An 18,415-nucleotide genomic window follows, 5' to 3' on the forward strand; every position below is an offset into this window, starting at 1 on the left:
CTTCTTTTATGGCTGTGTTTGTCCAAACTCCATCTGTTTTTCGCTGGCTTTAAAGCCATCTTTGACACTCACCAATTCAACATAAGTATTAAACTCACTTTCAGACCAATTGTCAGCTGGATAATCAGCTAAATAACTGGCTAGTTTTGGAGTTGTATTACTGTGACCAACAACAACGATATGCCCATCCATTGCTAATAACTGCTCTGCAAACGTAGTTAACTCTCGAGGATCATAACTGCGAACAGTCAGGTTTCTTGCCAAAGCAAGCGGTGCTGCCGTTTGCTCTGTGCGGTGATAACGAGTACTAAAAATGTGTGTCACGGCTTTTGATGACAACTCATCAATTAAACTCTGCGCTCTTTTTTGACCTATATCACTAAGCGATGGGTTACTGCCGGTGAGCTTTTCACTATGGCGTAACAGCGTAATAGTCTCTGGTTTAGCTAACGCGACATGACTAATCAATAGTTGGATTAATACACTCATCAATAAAACACTTTTTTTCATTATGACCCCTGTTGTTTTTCGTTATCCACGACTCGATTGATAAAATCGGTCGTTAATTCATTAATGACGCCTGCTTCTGCATTAATCATTAAACTAAAGCCAATAGAGCGTTTAGGAAAGATCACAATATCAGCGCGATATCCTTGTACCCAGCCACTATGGTAATACAAAGACTCACCATCATAATCATAAATCCGCCAGCCAAGTCCATAGCTCGCTTCTTTAAGGCGTTTACGCCAAACTCGACGTTTCAGTTCTTTTTTTGTTTTAGTATAAGGCTTGACTTGTTTGCTGAGCGCACTTTCATTCAATACATCGGGATATTGTCCAAGCTGAGCTTTTAACCACTGCACCATATCGGATGCACTGGCATTGACACCAGCAGCAGGGGCTACTTTATAATAATCTTTTTTCAACTTAGCTGTGTACCAACGTTTTCGAGCACGAACATGCGGCAGCGCATAATTCTCATCTTTCACCATCTCGTCATAACCCACACTGGCGTTATGCATGTTGAGTGGTTTAAAAAAGAACTCTTGTAGCCATGTTTCATAACTTAAACCGGTACTTTTCTTGGTTATATCTCCAATCAAGCTAAACATGACATTTTGATAGCCATAACACACCCCAGGTGAGCACATAGGCTTAACCTGCGCTAACTTTTCAACTATGGCATCATACTGCATCCTTGACTCTATCAGGTTATCGTAAGCATTGGGGACTAGGCCTCCTGAATGACTGAGTAAATGGTACAAGCGCAGTTTTTTATCGTAACCTTCGTAATGAAATTGAGGGTGATATTTAGCAACAGGATCATTGAGTGCAAAAGCCCCTTCACTCGCCAATTTTGCCGCTAAAGAACCCGCAAACGTTTTCGATACTGAAGCTAAACGAAAGCGAGTATTTGCAGTGACCGGATGCCCCTTTTTAGCCTTTGTGACACCAAATCCCATTGCAACTGAGCTGTGATCCGTTTTCACAATCGCAACCGCAGCCCCTGGTATTTTTTTTGATTTTAATTTTGTATCTAGCTCTTTAACATAAGAATCAACTAGTTGATTCCAATCTTGTGGCTTTGCATTGAGGTTGAGACTCAAAAACAACATCACCACACACCCAATAAAACGTGGCATTATCACTCCAAAAATTTCGCCACTGAATATCACCGGCTATTCGGTTATTTTATCATGAGTTAAGCGAAGGGGTAATCACCTGCCGTGGATTTTATAAGAGACAATTTTATGGTTTTAGATCTATTTATGGTACGATTTGCGCAAAATTATACTGATTAACAATTTGGGTTCTCTGTATGCGACATGTCTCCCTCTTCCTTATCTTCTTATTTCTGATTGTATTGCAAGGATGTCAATTATTAACTGAACCAGCACCTTTATTAGAGCGACCTAAAGAGCCAAAACTACAAACTCATACGGCTATTTTACACTATGAAGCTCCGATGGCTCCCCTCCAGATAAAATCAGTTCAGCTGCCAGCTCATCCGCTTAAAAATGGGCAAACCGTAATGCTCGCTGATAAAAACATCCACAGTGACAGCGAACTTGCGCAGTTACTGGCAACAAAACTCAATGAAATAGGCCTAACCCTCATTCATTCAGCTCAAGCTGATTACAAGTTAACTCTTACTAAAATGGAATTATTACCCGGCAACACAACCGATTTTAAACTCCAAGTACAGCCCACTAAACAACCTTTCATACAACAAGAAATGGACAATAATCCAGTCAAGCACTGTGCGACATTAAAGGGAAATATTGGTTTTCGCCTGACTCATTTAAAAAGTGGCGATATTGTCTGGTTTGCAAAAGCTCGCGCTGACACAACCACTTTAGGTGAGCACATACTTACACACAAAATTATCCTTCAAGAAACCATTACTAATCAACACAGTATTCAAGCCTTTATTGAAGAGCACAATACTGACGAAGCCCGAATAAAGCGCGCGCACCAACCCGTCACCATTCCTAAATATAAGCTTGAACAAAAAGCGACCAAAAATGATAAAATCTCTGGTCGTTGTAATGAAGAAGAAGTGCAATCATTAAATATACCGCTACAACGTTTTTTGATTAGTGAGCTAATCAGCAAATTAAATGTCATTTAAACTTTGTACATTTTTTTACAGCTTTGGTACATCTAATCACAATATAATTACACTGATAGCGAATAACGAGCAAAACAATAAGGATCCCAATGCTAACTAAACACCTGTTCAAAGGGCTGCTTTTATTAAGTCTTGTGTACTTGCCTGCTGCAAACGCAAGTAACCGTTACTATGCGGACAACGCACTTGAACCTACAGAAGGGTTTGCTTGGGATTGGAGTTTAGGATTAGGGTATTACGTTGCTGATACTTACCTAGCTGGGGTTGATCCATATAACGACGGCATTGAGTTCAATATCAATTTAGCCATGTCATATGATAAGTTTTATTTTGATGCGGATAACAGCCAGCTCAGCGGTAATTTTACAATTGGCTATAGTTTAATCAATAAATATGAGTGGGATCTCGATATTATTGGCACTAATGTCCAAGATGGTTTCGATCAATATGGCACCTACTACAACGAAGACAGCATTGTTGAAGAGTTAGCTGGAATTAAAGTCCGTGAATACGATTTCGATGTGGGTCTTCGCCTGACTCGACGCTTAAATGAGTCTCAATTTTCATTGGAAATTTTAAAGGATATATCAGGCAGTCACAGCGGTATCATAGTTAACAGCTTTGTCAGCCACATCCAGACTTATCGAAACTGGGAGTTTCGTGCAGGGGTGGGACTAAATTACTACTCATCTGATTTTGTTGATTATTATTTTGGCATTTCCGCTGATGAAGCCATTAATGGCCGACCAATCTATGTGGGCAGCTCAGGCGTAAATGTCCTGACTGAGTTTCATGCAGAATACCCTATCAATGAAAATTGGGTCTTTTTAGCCGGTTGGTTATCAACCTGGTTCTCACAATCAATTAACGATAGCCCTATCGTCTCTCAGGATTATCAGCATAAAGCCAAGGTAGGCGTGCGCTATGTATTTTAGATTACTCTTAGTAATACTGCTGTTTGGAGGCGCTCCCGCTGTCCAAGCCAAAGAAAAGCGCCACACCGAGCCTGTTGATTTAACATTGCAAGCTTCTCCTAATAAATGTGTAGCACTGCGTGAAGGCAGCGCCTGTTATGCGGTGGTGACGTTAGATTGGGCGCAAAACAAAGTTGGCGACTACTGCTTACGCAACCAAGCGACTAAAAAAATTATTCAATGTTGGCTTGCCAAGCAAACAGGGCAATATGCCTATGAATTTAATTCTGATCAAACCTTGCAGTTTGAATTAATCAATACACAAACAGGGCAAGTACTGGGTCAAACTCAAGTGCTCGTCAATTGGGTCTATACCAATAAACAAAAAAAGAGACGTTGGAGGCTTTTTTAATGGAAAATTACGGTAAAATTTTACTCGTTGAAGATGACCTTTCTTTGGCTCAATGGGTCAGTGAATACCTGACTGAACAAGGCTTTCACGTCATCTTATGCCACCGTGGAGACTATGTTCAGCGACTGGTGAAGCAACATGATCCAGCCTTAATTTTGCTCGATATTATGCTGCCGGGCATGGATGGTATTAGTGTCTGTCGGGAATTACGGAGCTTTTATCAACAGCCAATTATTTTACTTACCGCCAAAGGTGAAGAAGTCGACGAAGTCATTGGCCTTGAGGTTGGTGCGACCGATTACATCATCAAACCGGTAAGGCCGCGCGCTTTATTAGCCAGAATTAAATCAGCATTGCGTGCAGCTCAACCAAACTCCGATACCCCAGCTGAGCCAGAAAGTGAATTAAATGTCGGCCACTTAACCATCGATGTACGTTCACGTAATGTCAGCTTAGGCGCCAATAACATCACATTATCAAACGCCGAGTATTCACTGCTGTACTTTCTAGCAAAGAATGCGGACAAAATCGTCGACCGTGATGCAGTGTTTATGGCAACCAAGGGCCGAGAATACGATGGCTTAGATCGCAGTGTCGATGTGTTAATCTCAGCATTACGGAAAAAATTTGCTGATGATCCACAAAATCCGCAAAAAATTAAAACCATTTGGGGTCAAGGTTATTTACTCGTTTCGGCTGCTTGGTAAACGATGAAAAAGCTGTATATCTCACTGTTGCTCAGTGCGTTTATCTCATTATTCGCACTGGGTTGGTTAATCGATACGTTTAGTCAAATTGAAGTCAGCCACATTGATGAGTTTATTGTAGAGAAAAAATTACTTGATGGTTTTGCTGAACAAGTCGCGCTCAGCCCAGATAAACAAGCTGCAACTGTGTTACTCGCACAACATTTTAGTCAAAACCTGACATACAATCAAAACCGTGACTTAGCTTTACACCAAAGCTTACTCGATGAGCTGACCATTCCGGGTGGCTTAATGCTCGAAGATGAGATAGGTTTTTATTTATTAAAATCTCACCCCAAATTTGTCGATTCTCACCTAGAACTACGCTTAACTAAGCCGGATGCAAAAACTCGCCGACTAGATTTACTCCTCACCTTGTCATTTTACTTAGGAGTATGCCTGTTGATGTGGTTGTGGTTATCTCCATTGACTAAGCGCTTAAGCTTGCTTTATAAAACATCTCAGCAATTTGCCAGTGGTGACTTATCTGCACGAATCAAATTGAGTAAATTCACCTACATCACAGATGTCGAGGTCGCATTTAATCGCATGGCAGCGCAGATACAAAAACTGATGGAAGAAAACAAGCTGCTTGCATCAAGCTTATCACACGATATAAGAACCCCGGTTGCTTGTTTGCGTTTTGGATTAGATGCAGCCTTAGACTGCCCGGATATCAATAAAAAGAATGAATACCTGCAACGGATGGAAGCTGACCTTGATCATATGGAATGCATGCTGAAGACTTATCTTGAATTTGCTAGCTTGGAAAAAAAATCTTACCAAATCAACTTCCACCCTATTGACTTAAATGAATATTTTATCAAATTAAAGCAACAAATTAGTCCTCAATTACAAAATAAGCACATCCAACTGACTCTCGACTGTGAGGCAATCACAATTCAAGCTGATCTACATTGGCTTGGCCGAGCTATCGTCAATTTACTTTCGAATGGTTGTGATTTTGCCCAAAGCCAACTTAGGCTCAGTGCAAAACAGACCGACCGTTTTACATTTATTTATATTGAAGACGATGGCCCAGGGATCGCCAAAGATAACTGGCAACACGTATTTGAACCTTTTTTTAAAGAGCAAAACCACCGTAATCGTAGCGATAAAAGTTATGGCTTGGGCTTGGCCATCGCCGCTAAAGTGATAGATTGGCACTTTGGTTCAATTAGTGTTGACCAATCCGATTTATTACAGGGTGCCCGCTTTACTATCGCCCTACCATTAAAGTGTCCACGGACGCCCGTATGAAAATACTGACGGATGAGTTGATAAATAAGCAATAAAGCCGTCTTGTTATCAATATGTTAGGTAACTGTGCTCATTTGCTTACAACCTGTATGCCACTTACCTTATTTTTGAACAATCTTAATTGAGCTGAATCAACCAAATAGCCCTTTTTATTTAAAGTTAATTCAAGTAGATTGTGACCGCCGTTATAAAAATGAGAATGAAGAAACTATGAGCGCTATCCGAGGGGAATTCAGTTCCCGATTTGGTTTTATTATGGCCGCAGCAGGCTCTGCTGTAGGTCTTGGAAATATTTGGGGCTTCCCCACACAAACAGCATCAAACGGGGGTGCTGCATTTGTACTTGCATATTTAGTATTAGCTTTTTGCCTTGCCTACCCCGCACTTATGGCTGAACTGGTTGTCGGCCGTCATGGTCAAGCTAATGCAGTCAGCGCGTTGCGCAAAATCTCTAAGCCAGGCTTTGGACATAAAGCGGCCTTTACTGTTGGCTTTGGCGGCATCGTGTGTGCAGCGCTCATTTTAAGCTTTTACGCCATTGTTGCAGGCTGGATGATGAGTGCCACCATTGAGCCGATTGCAACATTTGCAGGACAAGCAGAAGCCGCAACTTGGCTGACCAGCCAATCTTTAAGCCGTGATTTACTCTTTACTGCGGGTTTTATTATTCTAACCGTGGCGATTATCAGTCGCGGGGTCGAAAACGGCATAGAAAAATGGTCAAAGCGCTTAATGCCTGCTTTGTTGATTATCTTATTTTCGTTGATTGCTTATGTATTGACTCAAGAAGGGGCAATGACAGGGCTTAAAGCCTATTTAGTTCCTGATTTTTCGCGTATTTTTGAAGCCGATCTCCTGGTAAGTGCATTAGGGCAAGCATTCTTTTCGTTATCTCTTGGTACCAGTGTAATGATTATTTATGGCTCATACATAAGTAAAAAAGAAAACTTAGTCTCACTGGGCGCCTATGTGACCCTGATTGATGTGTTCATTGCTTTTGTGGCTGGTCTGTTAATTATTCCTGCGATGTACGTTGCTCAAGCACAAGGGGTGCAAATTTTCTCTGACACGGGTGCGTTGCTCTCAGAAGATACCCTTGTTTTTCAGGTCTTACCGGCATTATTTGAAAGCATGGGAAGTATTGGTTTATTAATCAGTTTTGCATTTTTTGCGTTGATGAGTATTGCAGCCCTCACTTCATCTATTTCAATGCTTGAAGCACCTGTATCTTACACGGTTGAAAAGTTTGGTATGAATCGATTACAGGCAACTTGGACCATTGGTGGCATTATTGCACTGACCAGTTTTACGATTGTCTTTAATTTTGCTGCATTATTTGGCTTTGTTATCACGTTAACCACTCAGTACGGTCAACCATTACTAGGGTTAATGTGCTGTATTTTTGCTGGTTGGTTTTGGAATCGTGGCGGCTTGTTAAATGAAATAAAACAAGGAAATGAACACACTGAACATACTATATTTTGGAAGATCTGGCCTTGGTATATTCGCTACGTCTGCCCACTATGTATTGGTTTAGTGTTTGTTAACTCTATTATTTAATCAACACAACCGAACTCTAATTAGAGATTGAAAAAGGCGCTTAAGCGCCTTTTTCAATCTCTGCACACTAGGGGTTGTTGATCTTACTTTACTAACTTCATATCTTGATGTGGCAAGCCATCTTCTAAATAAGGCTCAGAACACACCTTAAAACCTAATTGACTGTAAAACCCTAATAGATAGCTTTGTGCCGAAATTTTTAAATCGCTTTGTGGCCATCGGTCTAGACAAGCCTGCATGGCTTGCGTCATTAATGCATTTGCCAAGCCCTTCCCACGCGCTTGTTTTGCGACAACCACCCTACCAATTGCACAGGCATCAGTAAAAGTTGAATTTGGCGCTAAGCAACGGGCGTAAGCCACTAACTGGTTTTGTTCATACATTAAAATATGATGTGTATCACGATCACAATCTTTGTCATCTAATTCAGGATAAGCACATTGTTGCTCAACCACAAAAACATCAACACGCAATTTAAGTAATTCATAGAGCTCTATAGAAGTGAGTTCTTCAAACTTTTTTTTTAATTTCATACATTAAGGTTTACCTTTTAACGCTTGCTCAGTCTGGTAGCGTAAATCATTTTTCAATAATGCTTGTTTGTCTTTCTTAGCAAAATAACGGGCGAGTCCCCCCCCCATCAGCGCACCAAACAGATGGGTTTCGAAGCTCATACCAGGAATAACAGGTAATAACCCCCAAATAAATGAGGCATACAGAAACATCACTACAATGGCGATAAGTATCGCTTTGATGCTACGAAAAGACACCGCAAACACTAAAATATAAGCCCATAAGCCATACACCACACCACTTAAGCCGATATGGAATGACTCCCTTGCAAACAGCCACACTAACAGCCCTTCACCCAATGCAGTAAAGACTATCACCCAAGGGACCCGAGCTGATTTTAAAGGCCAAGCTAGAGCGACCAAAATACTAAACGACACCAGATTTTGCAGCAAATGTTGCCAATTAGCATGCAAAAATGGATGGGCAATAATACCAATAAGTCCATCAATGTGACGAGGTAAAATACCGAATTGATTTAACTGCATGGCGAGCAAAATATTCATAATGTGAATACTGATCAGCGTAACGCAGACAAAACTAATAAAAGGGATAAAGGTGAATTGCGGTTTTGTCATAAAAACCTTCAACAAAATAGGGTGCGGCTGCACCCTATATTATTTAAGTAAACGTTCGAGTTGATCGCACAACTTAGATAAATTGACTTGATCGTGTTCAATGGTAAGGTCAACATAACCGTCACCTCTAAATGCGCGATCGAGTTCTATCAACACATGTGTTTTATGCATTTCTGGTACAAATGATAACTCGACTTCTCGAATGCCAAAGACACTGATCCCTGTTGGGCGATATTCTATTTCTTGATAACAACCTGATGTAGAGTGAAAACTTGGCGCGGTTAAAAACCCTTTTTCGACATCTGATTTAACTAAATTAAAGCCTAAACGCTCCATCGCTTGCATAAAGGTACGTACGGCTTCATTTGGGTAGACATAGATAGGATCTTTATCGGTCGGATCAAGCGCCATATCAATGTTTAAACCTGTCGCTAACCATACCTGGCATTGATTTAAGCCTGAATTGATTTCTGTGATCGGTGTCTCTGAATGTAAACGAGCCTCAAAAGGAATGCGTTTTTCTTCCCCTGGCGCAACTGTGCATTTATCTACAATTTTCCACTTATCAATCACATGGTTTGCAAAGTAATCACCTTCCTCACTTTCAACCTTCACTTTAGTCATCAATGAAAGCTCTAAACCGGTAATTTCTTGCTCGACGTCACCACCATAAATAATGATTTCTGCACTAAACTTTTGCCCTGGATGCAAGTGCTCTGTTTGTAATACGGTATCAACTTTGGCAGCACCTACCCCTATAGATGCGAGGATCTTTTTAAACATAGTGTACTCCTGTTATGTCATCCTTTGATTTGCATAATAACCATATTTTTTGCGCCTTGTCAGTGAAAATTATGTAAATTAAAGTTTATTTTAAGACAATAGGTGACTAAATAAGCTAAAAAGGCCCATTTTTTAAATCTATCCCCTGTGATGCAAACAGATGAAGGCTTTGATCAACAACAAACAGACACTTTTCAGTATCATTGTTAGATCATTTTATAAAATACCAAACCCCTACATCCTGTTAGATGTTATATAACCTACAGCAATAGTGACTATTTTTAATCTTCGCTAACAAAGTATTAAATTGTTATGTAAACTAAAAAAAAGTAATCAAAAAACAGTGATATGGAACTAATCTTCTTTGCAACCGCATTTGTATGCGGATTCATTATTTTACAACTAAAACTTCCACCATTAATTGGCTTTCTCGCTGCGGGTTTCATCCTCAATTTAGCTGGCTACGAAAGCACACCTACGCTCGAAACCATCGCGGCGTTGGGCGTGACTCTTTTACTGTTCAGTATTGGTTTGAAACTCAAAGTCGAAAACCTAACTAAACTGCAAGTGTGGGCACCCGCTTCGCTTCACATCGTGATCAGCAGTGCACTCTTTTCAGGATTCTTACTAGCGTTAGGTTATTTTGGCTTACCGTTATTTATTGACCTTTCAGCTGAATCTGCCCTTATTTTGGGCTTTGCTTTTAGCTTTTCAAGTACTGTATTTGCCGTAAAAGTGCTCGAAGAGCGCGGTGAAATGGCCAGTTTGCATGGTAAAATTGCGATCGGTATTTTAGTTATGCAAGACATTTTTGCTGTCTTGTTTTTAGCTGTAAGTACAGGAAAAACACCTAACTTATGGGCGATTGCCCTAATTGTCGCGCTTTTATTTGTACGGCCTGTGTTCTTTTGGGTGCTCGCACGATCTAAACATGGTGAAGTACTCCCTCTTTTTGGTTTTTTCTTTGCACTCGTAGTTGGTTATCACGCATTTGAATTTGCAGGCCTAAAAGGAGATTTAGGTGCACTGATCATTGGTATGTTACTGGCTTCACATAAAAAAGCAGGCGAGCTTGCAAAGTCATTAATGAGTTTTAAAGATTTGCTGCTGGTTGGTTTTTTCTTAAGTATCGGTCTAAACGCTCAGCTCACCTCACAAGCATTTGTCGTCGCTTTATTAATTGTATTAGTGTTACCAGTCAAAGTGGCACTTTATTATGTACTTACAAACTTATTTCATTTACGTGCCCGCACGTCATTATTAGGTGCATTCACCCTTGCAAATTTCAGTGAATTTGGCCTCATCGTATGTGCAGTGGCAGCGACAAACCAATGGTTAACCCCAGAATGGCTTGCTGTAGTGGCAATATCTGTCTCTCTTACTTTCATTATTGCGTCACCTTTAAATAACCGTGCTAATGACATATATGTCAAACTCGAAAACTGGTTGTTTAAATTTGAGTCCGATAAACGCTTAGCTGAAGAAATGCCGGTAAACTTAAATAAAACTAAAATCCTTATTTTTGGTATGGGCCGTATCGGTACTGGTGCGTATGAAGCAATTGCACATTCATATCCTGATACAGTTGCAGGTGTTGATATTAACCCTGAGTGTGTTGAACGCCAGCTAAAACGTGGCCGTTTTGCTATTTTAGCCGATGCAACAGATCCAGATTTTTGGCAACGGATCAATCACTCAGATGTTGAAATGGTCATGCTCGCAATGCCAAAACATGTGCAAAACTTATTTGCATTAGAGCAAATCAAAGCATCGGGGTTTGTTGGCCAAATTACTGCTATCGCAAATTACCCAGATCAACAAAAAGAACTCGAAGACTTAGGCGTTGACTCAACCTATAACTTTTATCTTGAAGCCGGTTCTGGTTTTGCGGAGCATGTAAAGGAACACTTTTCCCCAAAATAACTAAACGGTCATCACTGATTTATATTGAGTAATCGGTTTATAAAAATAATTATCAGCCCCCATTTGTGGTACTGATAATTATTTTTATTTGACTCTCAAACAGTTAGCTTTTCATTTGTTAATTAAACCGAAACAACACAGAAATTCTATTTACAAACATTTACATCCAAATTGGCATTTCCTTGCACAAACATCGTACACTTACCCTCAATGAATAACGCTAAGTATCTATTTTTCACACAAAAATAAGAAAAAGGTACTGTTTTAAGCGCAAACTAATTTAATCACCATTTCGTTACATCTTGTAACACTAAAGTAACGGGGAGCACCTATGGCTAAGCAAGACAATAATATAGAACACCAAGCTGTCGCTGCAGATGCTAATGCAGAGTTACTTGTTCGCTTACAACAAGAATTAGATGCTATCCAGAACAGAGGAATAAGCCCCATGCAATTGCGTGAAGCCTTGTTCCAAAAGATGCTCGATTTATATCATGTGCCTATGCAACATAGTTTACGCGCCGAGCCCATCCCGATGAACTTAGATGATCCTTCGATAAAAACTAAACTTAATCAGCACGGCTTTTATCGTCATGGCCGCCCTATTTTACACTAAATATCGAGGCCCTACTGTCTCGTAAATAGACCAACAATGCCCCGTTGGTCTATTTTCTCTTTCAAAAGCCCATTATAATGGGCTTTTTCTTTTTGGGTTTAATTATGGATAATGCCACGCTAACCGACGCAATAAACGCGATTATGCCTTTTGGTAAACATGCTGGTCGCCCGTTATTATTATTGCCTGAGCCTTATTTAGTCTGGTTTAAACAACAAGGCTTCCCTGATACTAAACTTGGACAACAGTTGGCGCTCATCTACGAAGTTAAACTCAATGGCCTTGAAGGGATGCTAATGCCCTTACTTAAACAAGCACCTCGTTCAAAAAATCATTCATAAAGGTATTATTTTGACCACACTTAGCCAATTATCACCCCAACCACTTTGGACTATTTTCGAAAAAATCTGCTCTATTCCACACCCAAGCAAGCACGAGCAACAAATTTCAGCTTGGATCCAAAGCTTTGCTACAGAGTTAGGGTTAACAGTAAAAGAAGACAAAGTCGGAAACCTAATCATTAAAAAGCCAGCCACTGCTGGGATGGAAAACAGAAAAGGTGTAGTACTTCAAGCACATATGGATATGGTGCCACAAAAAAATGCTGATAAAGTCCATGATTTTGTTACCGACCCAATTGAAGCTTATGTTGATGGTGAATGGGTCACCGCGAATGGGACCACTTTAGGTGCAGATAATGGCATTGGCCTAAGCGCCTGTTTAGCGGTACTGCAAAGCACTGATATTGTTCATGGACCAATCGAAGTACTGGTAACCATTGATGAAGAAGCCGGAATGACAGGTGCATTTGGCTTAGAGGCCGGTTGGCTTGATGGCGAGATTCTTTTAAATACCGATTCAGAAGATGAAGGTGAAGTCTACATGGGCTGTGCTGGCGGCATTGACGTCAATGTAACGTTACCCATTACACGCCAGCCAAGCAATCTAAATCAGCAGGCATTTGTGCTCTGCATTAAAGGCTTGAAAGGCGGTCACTCAGGGGTTGATATTCACACTGGTCGCGCCAATGCCAATAAACTCCTTGCACGTTTCTTAAAACAGTTTTCTGAGTTAAATCTAGCGATTCACAGCTTTTCTGGAGGCACATTACGTAATGCCATCCCACGAGAAAGCCAAGCAACTATTTTATGTGATACAAACTCTGTATCTGCATTAAAAGCAGCAGTAACAGATTTTAACCAAACCCTCGTCGCTGAACTCAGCGCGATAGAAACCAACATCAGGGTCTCTGTAGAGCCTTGTGAGCGCCCAGATGATCAGTTGAGTGCACACAGCCAACTTGCCTTAATTAACTCGGTTAATGCCTGTGTTAATGGTGTGATCCGTATGAGTGATGAAGTTGAAGGCGTTGTGGAAACCTCGACAAACTTAGGCGTGATCACCACTGAGGCTAATCACATCAATATTATGTGTTTAGTGCGCTCATTAATCGATTCAGCGCGAACTAACACACAATTGATGATCACCTCTAATTTCGAGTTAGCTGGGGCGAGTGTCATCTGTACTGGCGCTTATCCCGGTTGGGAACCCAAAGCAGAGTCCCCAATCAAAGATTTATTGCGCGAAACGTATCAAAGTATGTTTGGTGAATTACCAAAAATCATGGTCATCCACGCAGGCTTGGAGTGTGGCTTATTTAAAGATGCTTACCCTAATTGGGATATGGTGTCGTTTGGTCCAACAATTCGCTTTCCACACTCACCTGATGAAAAAGTGAAAATTGATACCGTTGCACCATTTTTTGATTTATTAGTGAATGTATTAAAAGCCATTCCTGCAAAACCTTAATCTTTTCAGTATAAAAAACGCCTTTACGGCGTTTTTTTATACTTAGAATTATTTAAATCTATTGCTCGTTTTGGTTTAAAAGAGCCTATCGCATTGACGATTGGCCGCCAATAGATCTCAGCAATCGAATCGTGTTTGACATCATACTGGCCTATGCCAATTTCAATTTCTTTCACCTCTGATGCTTTAATTAACGTGCCACACATCCGATCCCAAATAGCCAATGCAGAACCTAAATTGGTATCAAAGTGAATAGGATTATTACTGTGATGGATTTGGTGCTGTGCAGGGCTAATCAACACCCCTTCCACTTTATTACCAAAACTAAACCAGATATGAGAGTGGCGTAAATTAGCACCCAATACGTTAAATAAAAATACAAACACATTGGCTCCTAGCACATCAAACATACTTAATGTACCGCCAAAGAGATAATACCCAGCTCCCACAACACTGCCTTGCACTATGGCCATTCGACAAGCATAAAGATAACTTTCCACAGGGTGAGTGCGATAAATAGTGAAAGGAGTCAGCACTTTTGCTGAGTGATGCACCGCATGAAAATGCCAAAGAAAATCGATTTTATGTAAAGCTAAATGCAGTAAAAAACGCGTAAGATCATCAACAATAAATAGAGCGAAAGTAAAAACAGCTATAATACTGGCTTTAGACCAAGCAAATGGGGTTATCGCTCCAAATAGCCACTCAAGCCCATCTGAAAAAAACAGTGCCACCGGCACCATAGTCAACACGATTGGTCCAAACAACAAGGTTTTAAGTAGTTTATTTAACAGCCAAAGTACGTAGTCTTGTTTGGCGCTGTTGTGGAGCCACACGCGTTTAGGAAAAACAAACTTCATAAACTGAGTGAACGTTCGCTCAGCTTTGTTTGAGGTGGCAGCTAAAAAAACCGGTATGGCCATCAGCCAGGCTGTTACCAAATACCCAATGAAAATACGTTTGTTTGCATCGGTGAAATAACTTGGCAAGGCTAAAATACTATTATTGAATACTTCAAGCACAGAGTTTCCTCTTTGATTTAGTCAGGCCATTAACTTGATAATTGTAAACAAGGTGCCGAAGCACCTTGTTGATAGACAATTAGAACTGATATTTATACCCAATTGAAATTTGTCTTGGTTTACTCGGTCTCGCCCCATAAGGACGGCGACTGATAATATCTGCCTCATCGGTAATATTATCAACCTTGGCGTAAATACGACCATATTGGCCAATATCATAACTCGCTGAGACATCAATCACAGTTGAAGCATCGGTTTTTACTCCCGATAACGCCACACCACGGCCCGCAGCTTCGTTCATCGCGCTAATGTATTTAAGCGCCATGTTAATACGCCAGACATCGCTGTCGATTCCCAAATTAAAGGTCGCTTGGTGAGTCGGTAAATACGGTAATTCATCACCTTTACTCACCTCTCCCCATTGAGCAAAATCTGAGTTAAATGCTTCTTGGAATTCACTTTTCGTGTATGTGTAAACAACACTGTATGGAATTTCAATTTGCATATTTAATGGATAACGTTGGCCAAATTGTGTTTCTAAACCATACACATTGACAGCGCCACCATTAAACTCAGTATCAAGTTGAGTATCATCGCCACAATTAGACTGCGAACAACTTTCTTTAAGATTACTGTAATCATTAAAAAAGCTCACTACTTCAAACTGGGTAATCCCATCATTGAAACGTCCTCCGAATTCATAATTAACGCTCTTCTCTAACTCAATATCATCCCCTTGTTGTGGGCTCGATGGCACAAAACCTTGATGAACCCCAAACAACATGCCGGCCGAATCAGAGAACTGATAAAAACCACTCACACCTGGCAACCAAATACGAGTTTCTTTATTTTGCCAGTCATCAAGGTTGGCTTTGTTATGGTAATGCATATCCATAAACTCACCACGAACACCTGCTGTCACTGTGAGTTTATCTATAGTGACAGCATCTTCAATATACACAGCTAACGCATCAGTTTGTTCGACATTTTGCGTGGTATCGTAACGGCTATCAGCGATTTCTTGACTTATCCCTGCTTCCATTAAAAATACTTGTTCAAAATGTTTACGATCAATCTCATCTTCGTGATAACGAGCACCAAACGACAATTTATGTTCAAAGTTAAAGGCGTTAAATCGCCAGGTACCATCAAGTTGAACACCCTTAGAGTAGTACTCTCTATCGTTAGTTCCCATTATCAAATTATGACTTGTTTCGCCGCTGACCACAGAATCACGTGCACCAGTGATCACACCAAACTCAGTTTGGTAAGTTGTCGGATCAGCCAACACTTCAGACAAAGTCGCATTTGTATTGGTGAGCTTATTCAGCTTTAACCAAGCACGTTCATAATCGTTGCGATAAATACGGCTGGTCAAACTAAACTGATCATTGCTCATGTTATGCGTAAACATTACTTGTTGGTGTTCAGTTTCCATCAAAGCCGGTTGGGTAGCCGCATAACGACGATAAGGCGTGGTAGCAAAGTCATCATCACTTAAACCCAAGTATGTTTCGTGAGATGTTTCATCCGCATAGGACAATTTGAGTTGGATATTTTGATCAAACCCAGCAGCATTGAATTGATAACGAATTTTGGCAAGTAGATCATTTTTATCAAAGCCCGTATTGCCGCCGCCATCGAGTTCTTTAAAGCCATCGGCACCTAAATGCACCCCTTCGACTAAAAAGCTTAAGTCATCCACTGCATTGCCGTAATAACCATGCACTTTTTGATAACCATCTTGTCCAGTAGCCAGATCAATCCCACCCTCTTGCATATCTGGAACTTGACGCGTCACCATATTTAACGTGCCTGCGACTGTCTGCGGGCCAAATTTAATTGCTGCAGGCCCTTTAAAGACCTCTACAGCAGTCATACGCGTGGTGACCGGAAAATAATAAGCCGCTGGTGCAGAATAAGGAGCTGGACCAATTAAGACACCATCTTCTAGAATCGTAATTTTTTTACTGCGCTCAGGAGTCACACCACGAAAACCGATGTTAGGGCGTAAGCCATAACCGTCTTCTTCACGAATGTTTACACCTGGAACAGACGATAAAATACGGTGGATATCATCGTATTCAAATTTTTCCAATTCGACTTCAGTCAATAAAGTCGCAGAGCCTGATTCGGTACGTAATCTGTCATGATGACTAATAATTTGGATATGCTCTAAATCAGAGCTGTTTACTTTAGCAGCCTCAGCTTGCGCATTGACTGAATGCGATGAAAATAACGCTGCGATACTGACCGCGAGTATTGATTTTTTCATTGTGATCCCTTAATCGTTATCGCCAGCTGACGTTTTTGGTAACTCCAGCGCTAATTTATTGATGAAATCATTTTTCAATTGATCGGTAATCACTTTAACTTGATCATGGGTGTCTACCACCTTGTCATTTTCATCGATTAAGGCTTGTTGTAAATCACCATTAATATTGGTCACTGCAGCTTTGGCATTCGCAATGCCTAAAATCATCGCTTCTTTAACCTGCGAGCCATTTTCTTGGTCGAGGAAATCATCAAAACCGGTTGTATTCTCTGTATTGACACCTTGGCCTAAAAACAGCTGCTCAAATGCGCTGATATTAGCGCTAATATACGCCAGTGAAACATTTGCGATTCCCGATTCAACATCTTGTGGACAAGCTACTTTGCCACATGAGTTGGTAAATTGTCCTAAGCCTAATGGCACTGCTAATTTGTTGTCTTTGACTTCTTCTGTTAAGTAAAAAAGTGCATCAGAGATCACATTGACCGCCAGGTGGGCTGACTCAAATTGGCTGCCAGGCTCCCCAGCTGTTTTTAATGCTTTAGCATAACCATTGTCGGCATTCCAAGTATTGACTAAGACAGTGGCGTTATCGTGTAAATCTTTGGCCACTTCCACTGCAAATTGGCAACGGGCCACTTTGCGTGATTGCTCTGGGCGCATATCCCAATCGGCTAACGCATCATTGGCCACTGAACAATTGTGGGCTAAATTTTGGTTGAAAAGTAAATGCTCTAAGCTAATTAAACCACGACGGTTTGCCGTGCGATCTTTAATATCAAACGGTTTATTTGGATCTAAATTGATAAGCCCATCTTCAAAATACGCCACATCTTGGTCTATGCCACATAAACTTTTTGATGGCCAAGAATAAATGACATTGCGCAATTGCTTGTCGTTTTCGACTAGCGGACCCACTTGCATCAATTCCGCATGTTGCCAAATTTGTGCTAAATCACGCCACGATTGTGTCGCTTCAACATAGGCTTCATCACGCTGGGCTTCAACAGCTTCACCCGCGAGTACTTGCTGCTCTAAACCACAATAGGCCGACACTGCAGCAATGTTTTGCTCACTTTGAGTTTGAAATGCATTAAATGTCGGTGTAATAACGTTATCGACAAGATTAGTTAAGAGTGCGCGTTCATCAAACGTTGTGCCACCTTGGCCTGGATCAGGTTGATTACCACCAAAATCTGGGCCGCTGGTGCTAGACGTACTTTCACCACATCCCGTTAAAATAACGCTTAGCGCACAAGCGATAGCCAGTGGTTTCATTTTTCGAGAAAACAGCATCGTCATTCCTAAAGTTTTG

At 40.8% G+C, this 18,415-nt stretch carries 18 protein-coding genes; 10 read left to right on the top strand and 8 right to left on the bottom strand.

The window, feature by feature from the left end; all coding sequences use genetic code 11:
- Positions 1-6 precede the first annotated feature (6 nt).
- Both PULV_RS03850 and PULV_RS03855 read right to left on the bottom strand, forming a co-directional pair.
- The gene (locus tag PULV_RS03850; protein ID WP_193330965.1) at positions 7-510 is read right to left on the bottom strand and encodes a histidine phosphatase family protein; all 504 of its coding nucleotides are present in this window, start codon (positions 508-510) and stop codon (positions 7-9) included.
- Positions 510-1,643 (bottom strand): serine hydrolase domain-containing protein, encoded by a 1,134-nt coding sequence (locus PULV_RS03855; protein WP_086742865.1) that lies wholly within the window; start codon positions 1,641-1,643, stop codon positions 510-512. The genes PULV_RS03850 and PULV_RS03855 overlap by 1 nt, the downstream gene beginning before the upstream one ends.
- Before the next feature lie 176 nt (positions 1,644-1,819).
- Here PULV_RS03855 and PULV_RS03860 point away from each other — a divergent pair, with 176 nt between their 5' ends.
- The 6 genes from PULV_RS03860 to PULV_RS03885 all read left to right on the top strand — a co-directional run bounded on the left by PULV_RS03860 (position 1,820) and on the right by PULV_RS03885 (position 7,524).
- Positions 1,820-2,632 (top strand): hypothetical protein, encoded by an 813-nt coding sequence (locus tag PULV_RS03860; protein WP_086742864.1) that lies wholly within the window; start codon positions 1,820-1,822, stop codon positions 2,630-2,632.
- A gap of 89 nt (positions 2,633-2,721) precedes the next feature.
- Positions 2,722-3,567, top strand: a complete 846-nt coding sequence (locus PULV_RS03865; protein ID WP_086742863.1) for a MipA/OmpV family protein — start codon at positions 2,722-2,724, stop codon at positions 3,565-3,567.
- Positions 3,557-3,958, top strand: coding sequence for a DUF3019 domain-containing protein (locus tag PULV_RS03870; protein ID WP_086742862.1), 402 nt, complete (start codon positions 3,557-3,559; stop codon positions 3,956-3,958). The genes PULV_RS03865 and PULV_RS03870 overlap by 11 nt, the downstream gene beginning before the upstream one ends.
- Positions 3,958-4,665, top strand: coding sequence for a response regulator transcription factor (locus PULV_RS03875; protein WP_086742861.1), 708 nt, complete (start codon positions 3,958-3,960; stop codon positions 4,663-4,665). Before PULV_RS03870 ends, PULV_RS03875 begins: the two co-directional genes overlap by 1 nt.
- Before the next feature lie 3 nt (positions 4,666-4,668).
- Positions 4,669-5,964 carry a sensor histidine kinase gene (locus tag PULV_RS03880; protein ID WP_086742860.1) on the top strand — a complete coding sequence of 432 codons (1,296 nt, stop codon included), beginning with the start codon at positions 4,669-4,671 and terminating at the stop codon, positions 5,962-5,964.
- Between the two features lie 210 nt (positions 5,965-6,174).
- The gene (locus PULV_RS03885) at positions 6,175-7,524 is read left to right on the top strand and encodes a sodium-dependent transporter (protein ID WP_193330966.1); all 1,350 of its coding nucleotides are present in this window, start codon (positions 6,175-6,177) and stop codon (positions 7,522-7,524) included.
- An 83-nt stretch (positions 7,525-7,607) separates the two neighbouring features.
- Here the strand turns inward: PULV_RS03885 and PULV_RS03890 are convergent, their stop codons facing one another.
- Genes PULV_RS03890 through PULV_RS03900 form a run of 3 tightly spaced genes read right to left on the bottom strand, consistent with a single transcriptional unit; the run spans position 7,608 to position 9,455 of the window.
- Entirely contained in the window at positions 7,608-8,057 is a 450-nt protein-coding gene (locus PULV_RS03890) for a GNAT family N-acetyltransferase (RefSeq protein ID WP_193330967.1), read from the bottom strand.
- Positions 8,058-8,060: 3 nt separating this feature from the next.
- Complete coding sequence (locus tag PULV_RS03895) at positions 8,061-8,672, bottom strand: rhomboid family intramembrane serine protease (protein ID WP_086742857.1); 612 nt, start codon at positions 8,670-8,672, stop codon at positions 8,061-8,063.
- Positions 8,673-8,711: 39 nt separating this feature from the next.
- Positions 8,712-9,455: a sporulation protein gene (locus tag PULV_RS03900; protein ID WP_086742856.1), complete on the bottom strand. Its 744-nt coding sequence runs from the start codon at positions 9,453-9,455 to the stop codon at positions 8,712-8,714.
- A gap of 348 nt (positions 9,456-9,803) precedes the next feature.
- On the opposite strand from PULV_RS03900, the gene PULV_RS03905 reads away from it, so the two are divergent.
- The 4 genes from PULV_RS03905 (at position 9,804) to PULV_RS03920 (ending at position 13,803) form a co-directional block, all read left to right on the top strand.
- Positions 9,804-11,378 (top strand): cation:proton antiporter family protein, encoded by a 1,575-nt coding sequence (locus PULV_RS03905; RefSeq protein ID WP_086742855.1) that lies wholly within the window; start codon positions 9,804-9,806, stop codon positions 11,376-11,378.
- A 331-nt stretch (positions 11,379-11,709) separates the two neighbouring features.
- Positions 11,710-11,994: a hypothetical protein gene (locus PULV_RS03910; protein ID WP_086742854.1), complete on the top strand. Its 285-nt coding sequence runs from the start codon at positions 11,710-11,712 to the stop codon at positions 11,992-11,994.
- A gap of 104 nt (positions 11,995-12,098) precedes the next feature.
- Entirely contained in the window at positions 12,099-12,335 is a 237-nt protein-coding gene (locus PULV_RS03915) for a DUF3820 family protein (protein ID WP_086743207.1), read from the top strand.
- A gap of 10 nt (positions 12,336-12,345) precedes the next feature.
- Positions 12,346-13,803 (top strand): aminoacyl-histidine dipeptidase, encoded by a 1,458-nt coding sequence (locus PULV_RS03920; protein WP_193330968.1) that lies wholly within the window; start codon positions 12,346-12,348, stop codon positions 13,801-13,803.
- Positions 13,804-13,826: 23 nt separating this feature from the next.
- Here the strand turns inward: PULV_RS03920 and PULV_RS03925 are convergent, their stop codons facing one another.
- From PULV_RS03925 to PULV_RS03935, 3 genes are all read right to left on the bottom strand, one after another.
- A complete protein-coding gene (locus PULV_RS03925) occupies positions 13,827-14,825 on the bottom strand; it encodes a sterol desaturase family protein (RefSeq protein ID WP_193330969.1) in 999 nt (332 codons plus the stop codon).
- A 79-nt stretch (positions 14,826-14,904) separates the two neighbouring features.
- The gene (locus tag PULV_RS03930) at positions 14,905-17,100 is read right to left on the bottom strand and encodes a TonB-dependent receptor family protein (protein WP_193330970.1); all 2,196 of its coding nucleotides are present in this window, start codon (positions 17,098-17,100) and stop codon (positions 14,905-14,907) included.
- A gap of 9 nt (positions 17,101-17,109) precedes the next feature.
- Positions 17,110-18,396 (bottom strand): imelysin family protein, encoded by a 1,287-nt coding sequence (locus PULV_RS03935; protein WP_193330971.1) that lies wholly within the window; start codon positions 18,394-18,396, stop codon positions 17,110-17,112.
- Positions 18,397-18,415 lie beyond the last annotated feature (19 nt).

The organism is Pseudoalteromonas ulvae UL12 (genome assembly GCF_014925405.1).
In the GTDB taxonomy this organism is placed as follows: Bacteria; Pseudomonadota; Gammaproteobacteria; order Enterobacterales; family Alteromonadaceae; genus Pseudoalteromonas; species Pseudoalteromonas ulvae.

Excerpts from the sequence above, each read along its gene's own strand:
- PULV_RS03935 (WP_193330971.1), bottom strand. The coding sequence starts at position 18,396 with ATGCTGTTTTCTCGAAAAATGAAACCACTGGCTATCGCTTGTGCGCTA.
- PULV_RS03895 (WP_086742857.1), bottom strand. The coding sequence starts at position 8,672 with ATGACAAAACCGCAATTCACCTTTATCCCTTTTATTAGTTTTGTCTGC.
- PULV_RS03915 (WP_086743207.1), top strand. The coding sequence starts at position 12,099 with ATGGATAATGCCACGCTAACCGACGCAATAAACGCGATTATGCCTTTT.
- PULV_RS03890 (WP_193330967.1), bottom strand. The coding sequence starts at position 8,057 with ATGAAATTAAAAAAAAAGTTTGAAGAACTCACTTCTATAGAGCTCTAT.
- PULV_RS03865 (WP_086742863.1), top strand. The coding sequence starts at position 2,722 with ATGCTAACTAAACACCTGTTCAAAGGGCTGCTTTTATTAAGTCTTGTG.
- PULV_RS03885 (WP_193330966.1), top strand. The coding sequence starts at position 6,175 with ATGAGCGCTATCCGAGGGGAATTCAGTTCCCGATTTGGTTTTATTATG.
- PULV_RS03855 (WP_086742865.1), bottom strand. The coding sequence starts at position 1,643 with ATGCCACGTTTTATTGGGTGTGTGGTGATGTTGTTTTTGAGTCTCAAC.
- PULV_RS03870 (WP_086742862.1), top strand. The coding sequence starts at position 3,557 with ATGTATTTTAGATTACTCTTAGTAATACTGCTGTTTGGAGGCGCTCCC.
- PULV_RS03900 (WP_086742856.1), bottom strand. The coding sequence starts at position 9,455 with ATGTTTAAAAAGATCCTCGCATCTATAGGGGTAGGTGCTGCCAAAGTT.
- PULV_RS03860 (WP_086742864.1), top strand. The coding sequence starts at position 1,820 with ATGCGACATGTCTCCCTCTTCCTTATCTTCTTATTTCTGATTGTATTG.
- PULV_RS03905 (WP_086742855.1), top strand. The coding sequence starts at position 9,804 with ATGGAACTAATCTTCTTTGCAACCGCATTTGTATGCGGATTCATTATT.
- PULV_RS03880 (WP_086742860.1), top strand. The coding sequence starts at position 4,669 with ATGAAAAAGCTGTATATCTCACTGTTGCTCAGTGCGTTTATCTCATTA.
- PULV_RS03930 (WP_193330970.1), bottom strand. The coding sequence starts at position 17,100 with ATGAAAAAATCAATACTCGCGGTCAGTATCGCAGCGTTATTTTCATCG.
- PULV_RS03910 (WP_086742854.1), top strand. The coding sequence starts at position 11,710 with ATGGCTAAGCAAGACAATAATATAGAACACCAAGCTGTCGCTGCAGAT.
- PULV_RS03850 (WP_193330965.1), bottom strand. The coding sequence starts at position 510 with ATGAAAAAAAGTGTTTTATTGATGAGTGTATTAATCCAACTATTGATT.
- PULV_RS03875 (WP_086742861.1), top strand. The coding sequence starts at position 3,958 with ATGGAAAATTACGGTAAAATTTTACTCGTTGAAGATGACCTTTCTTTG.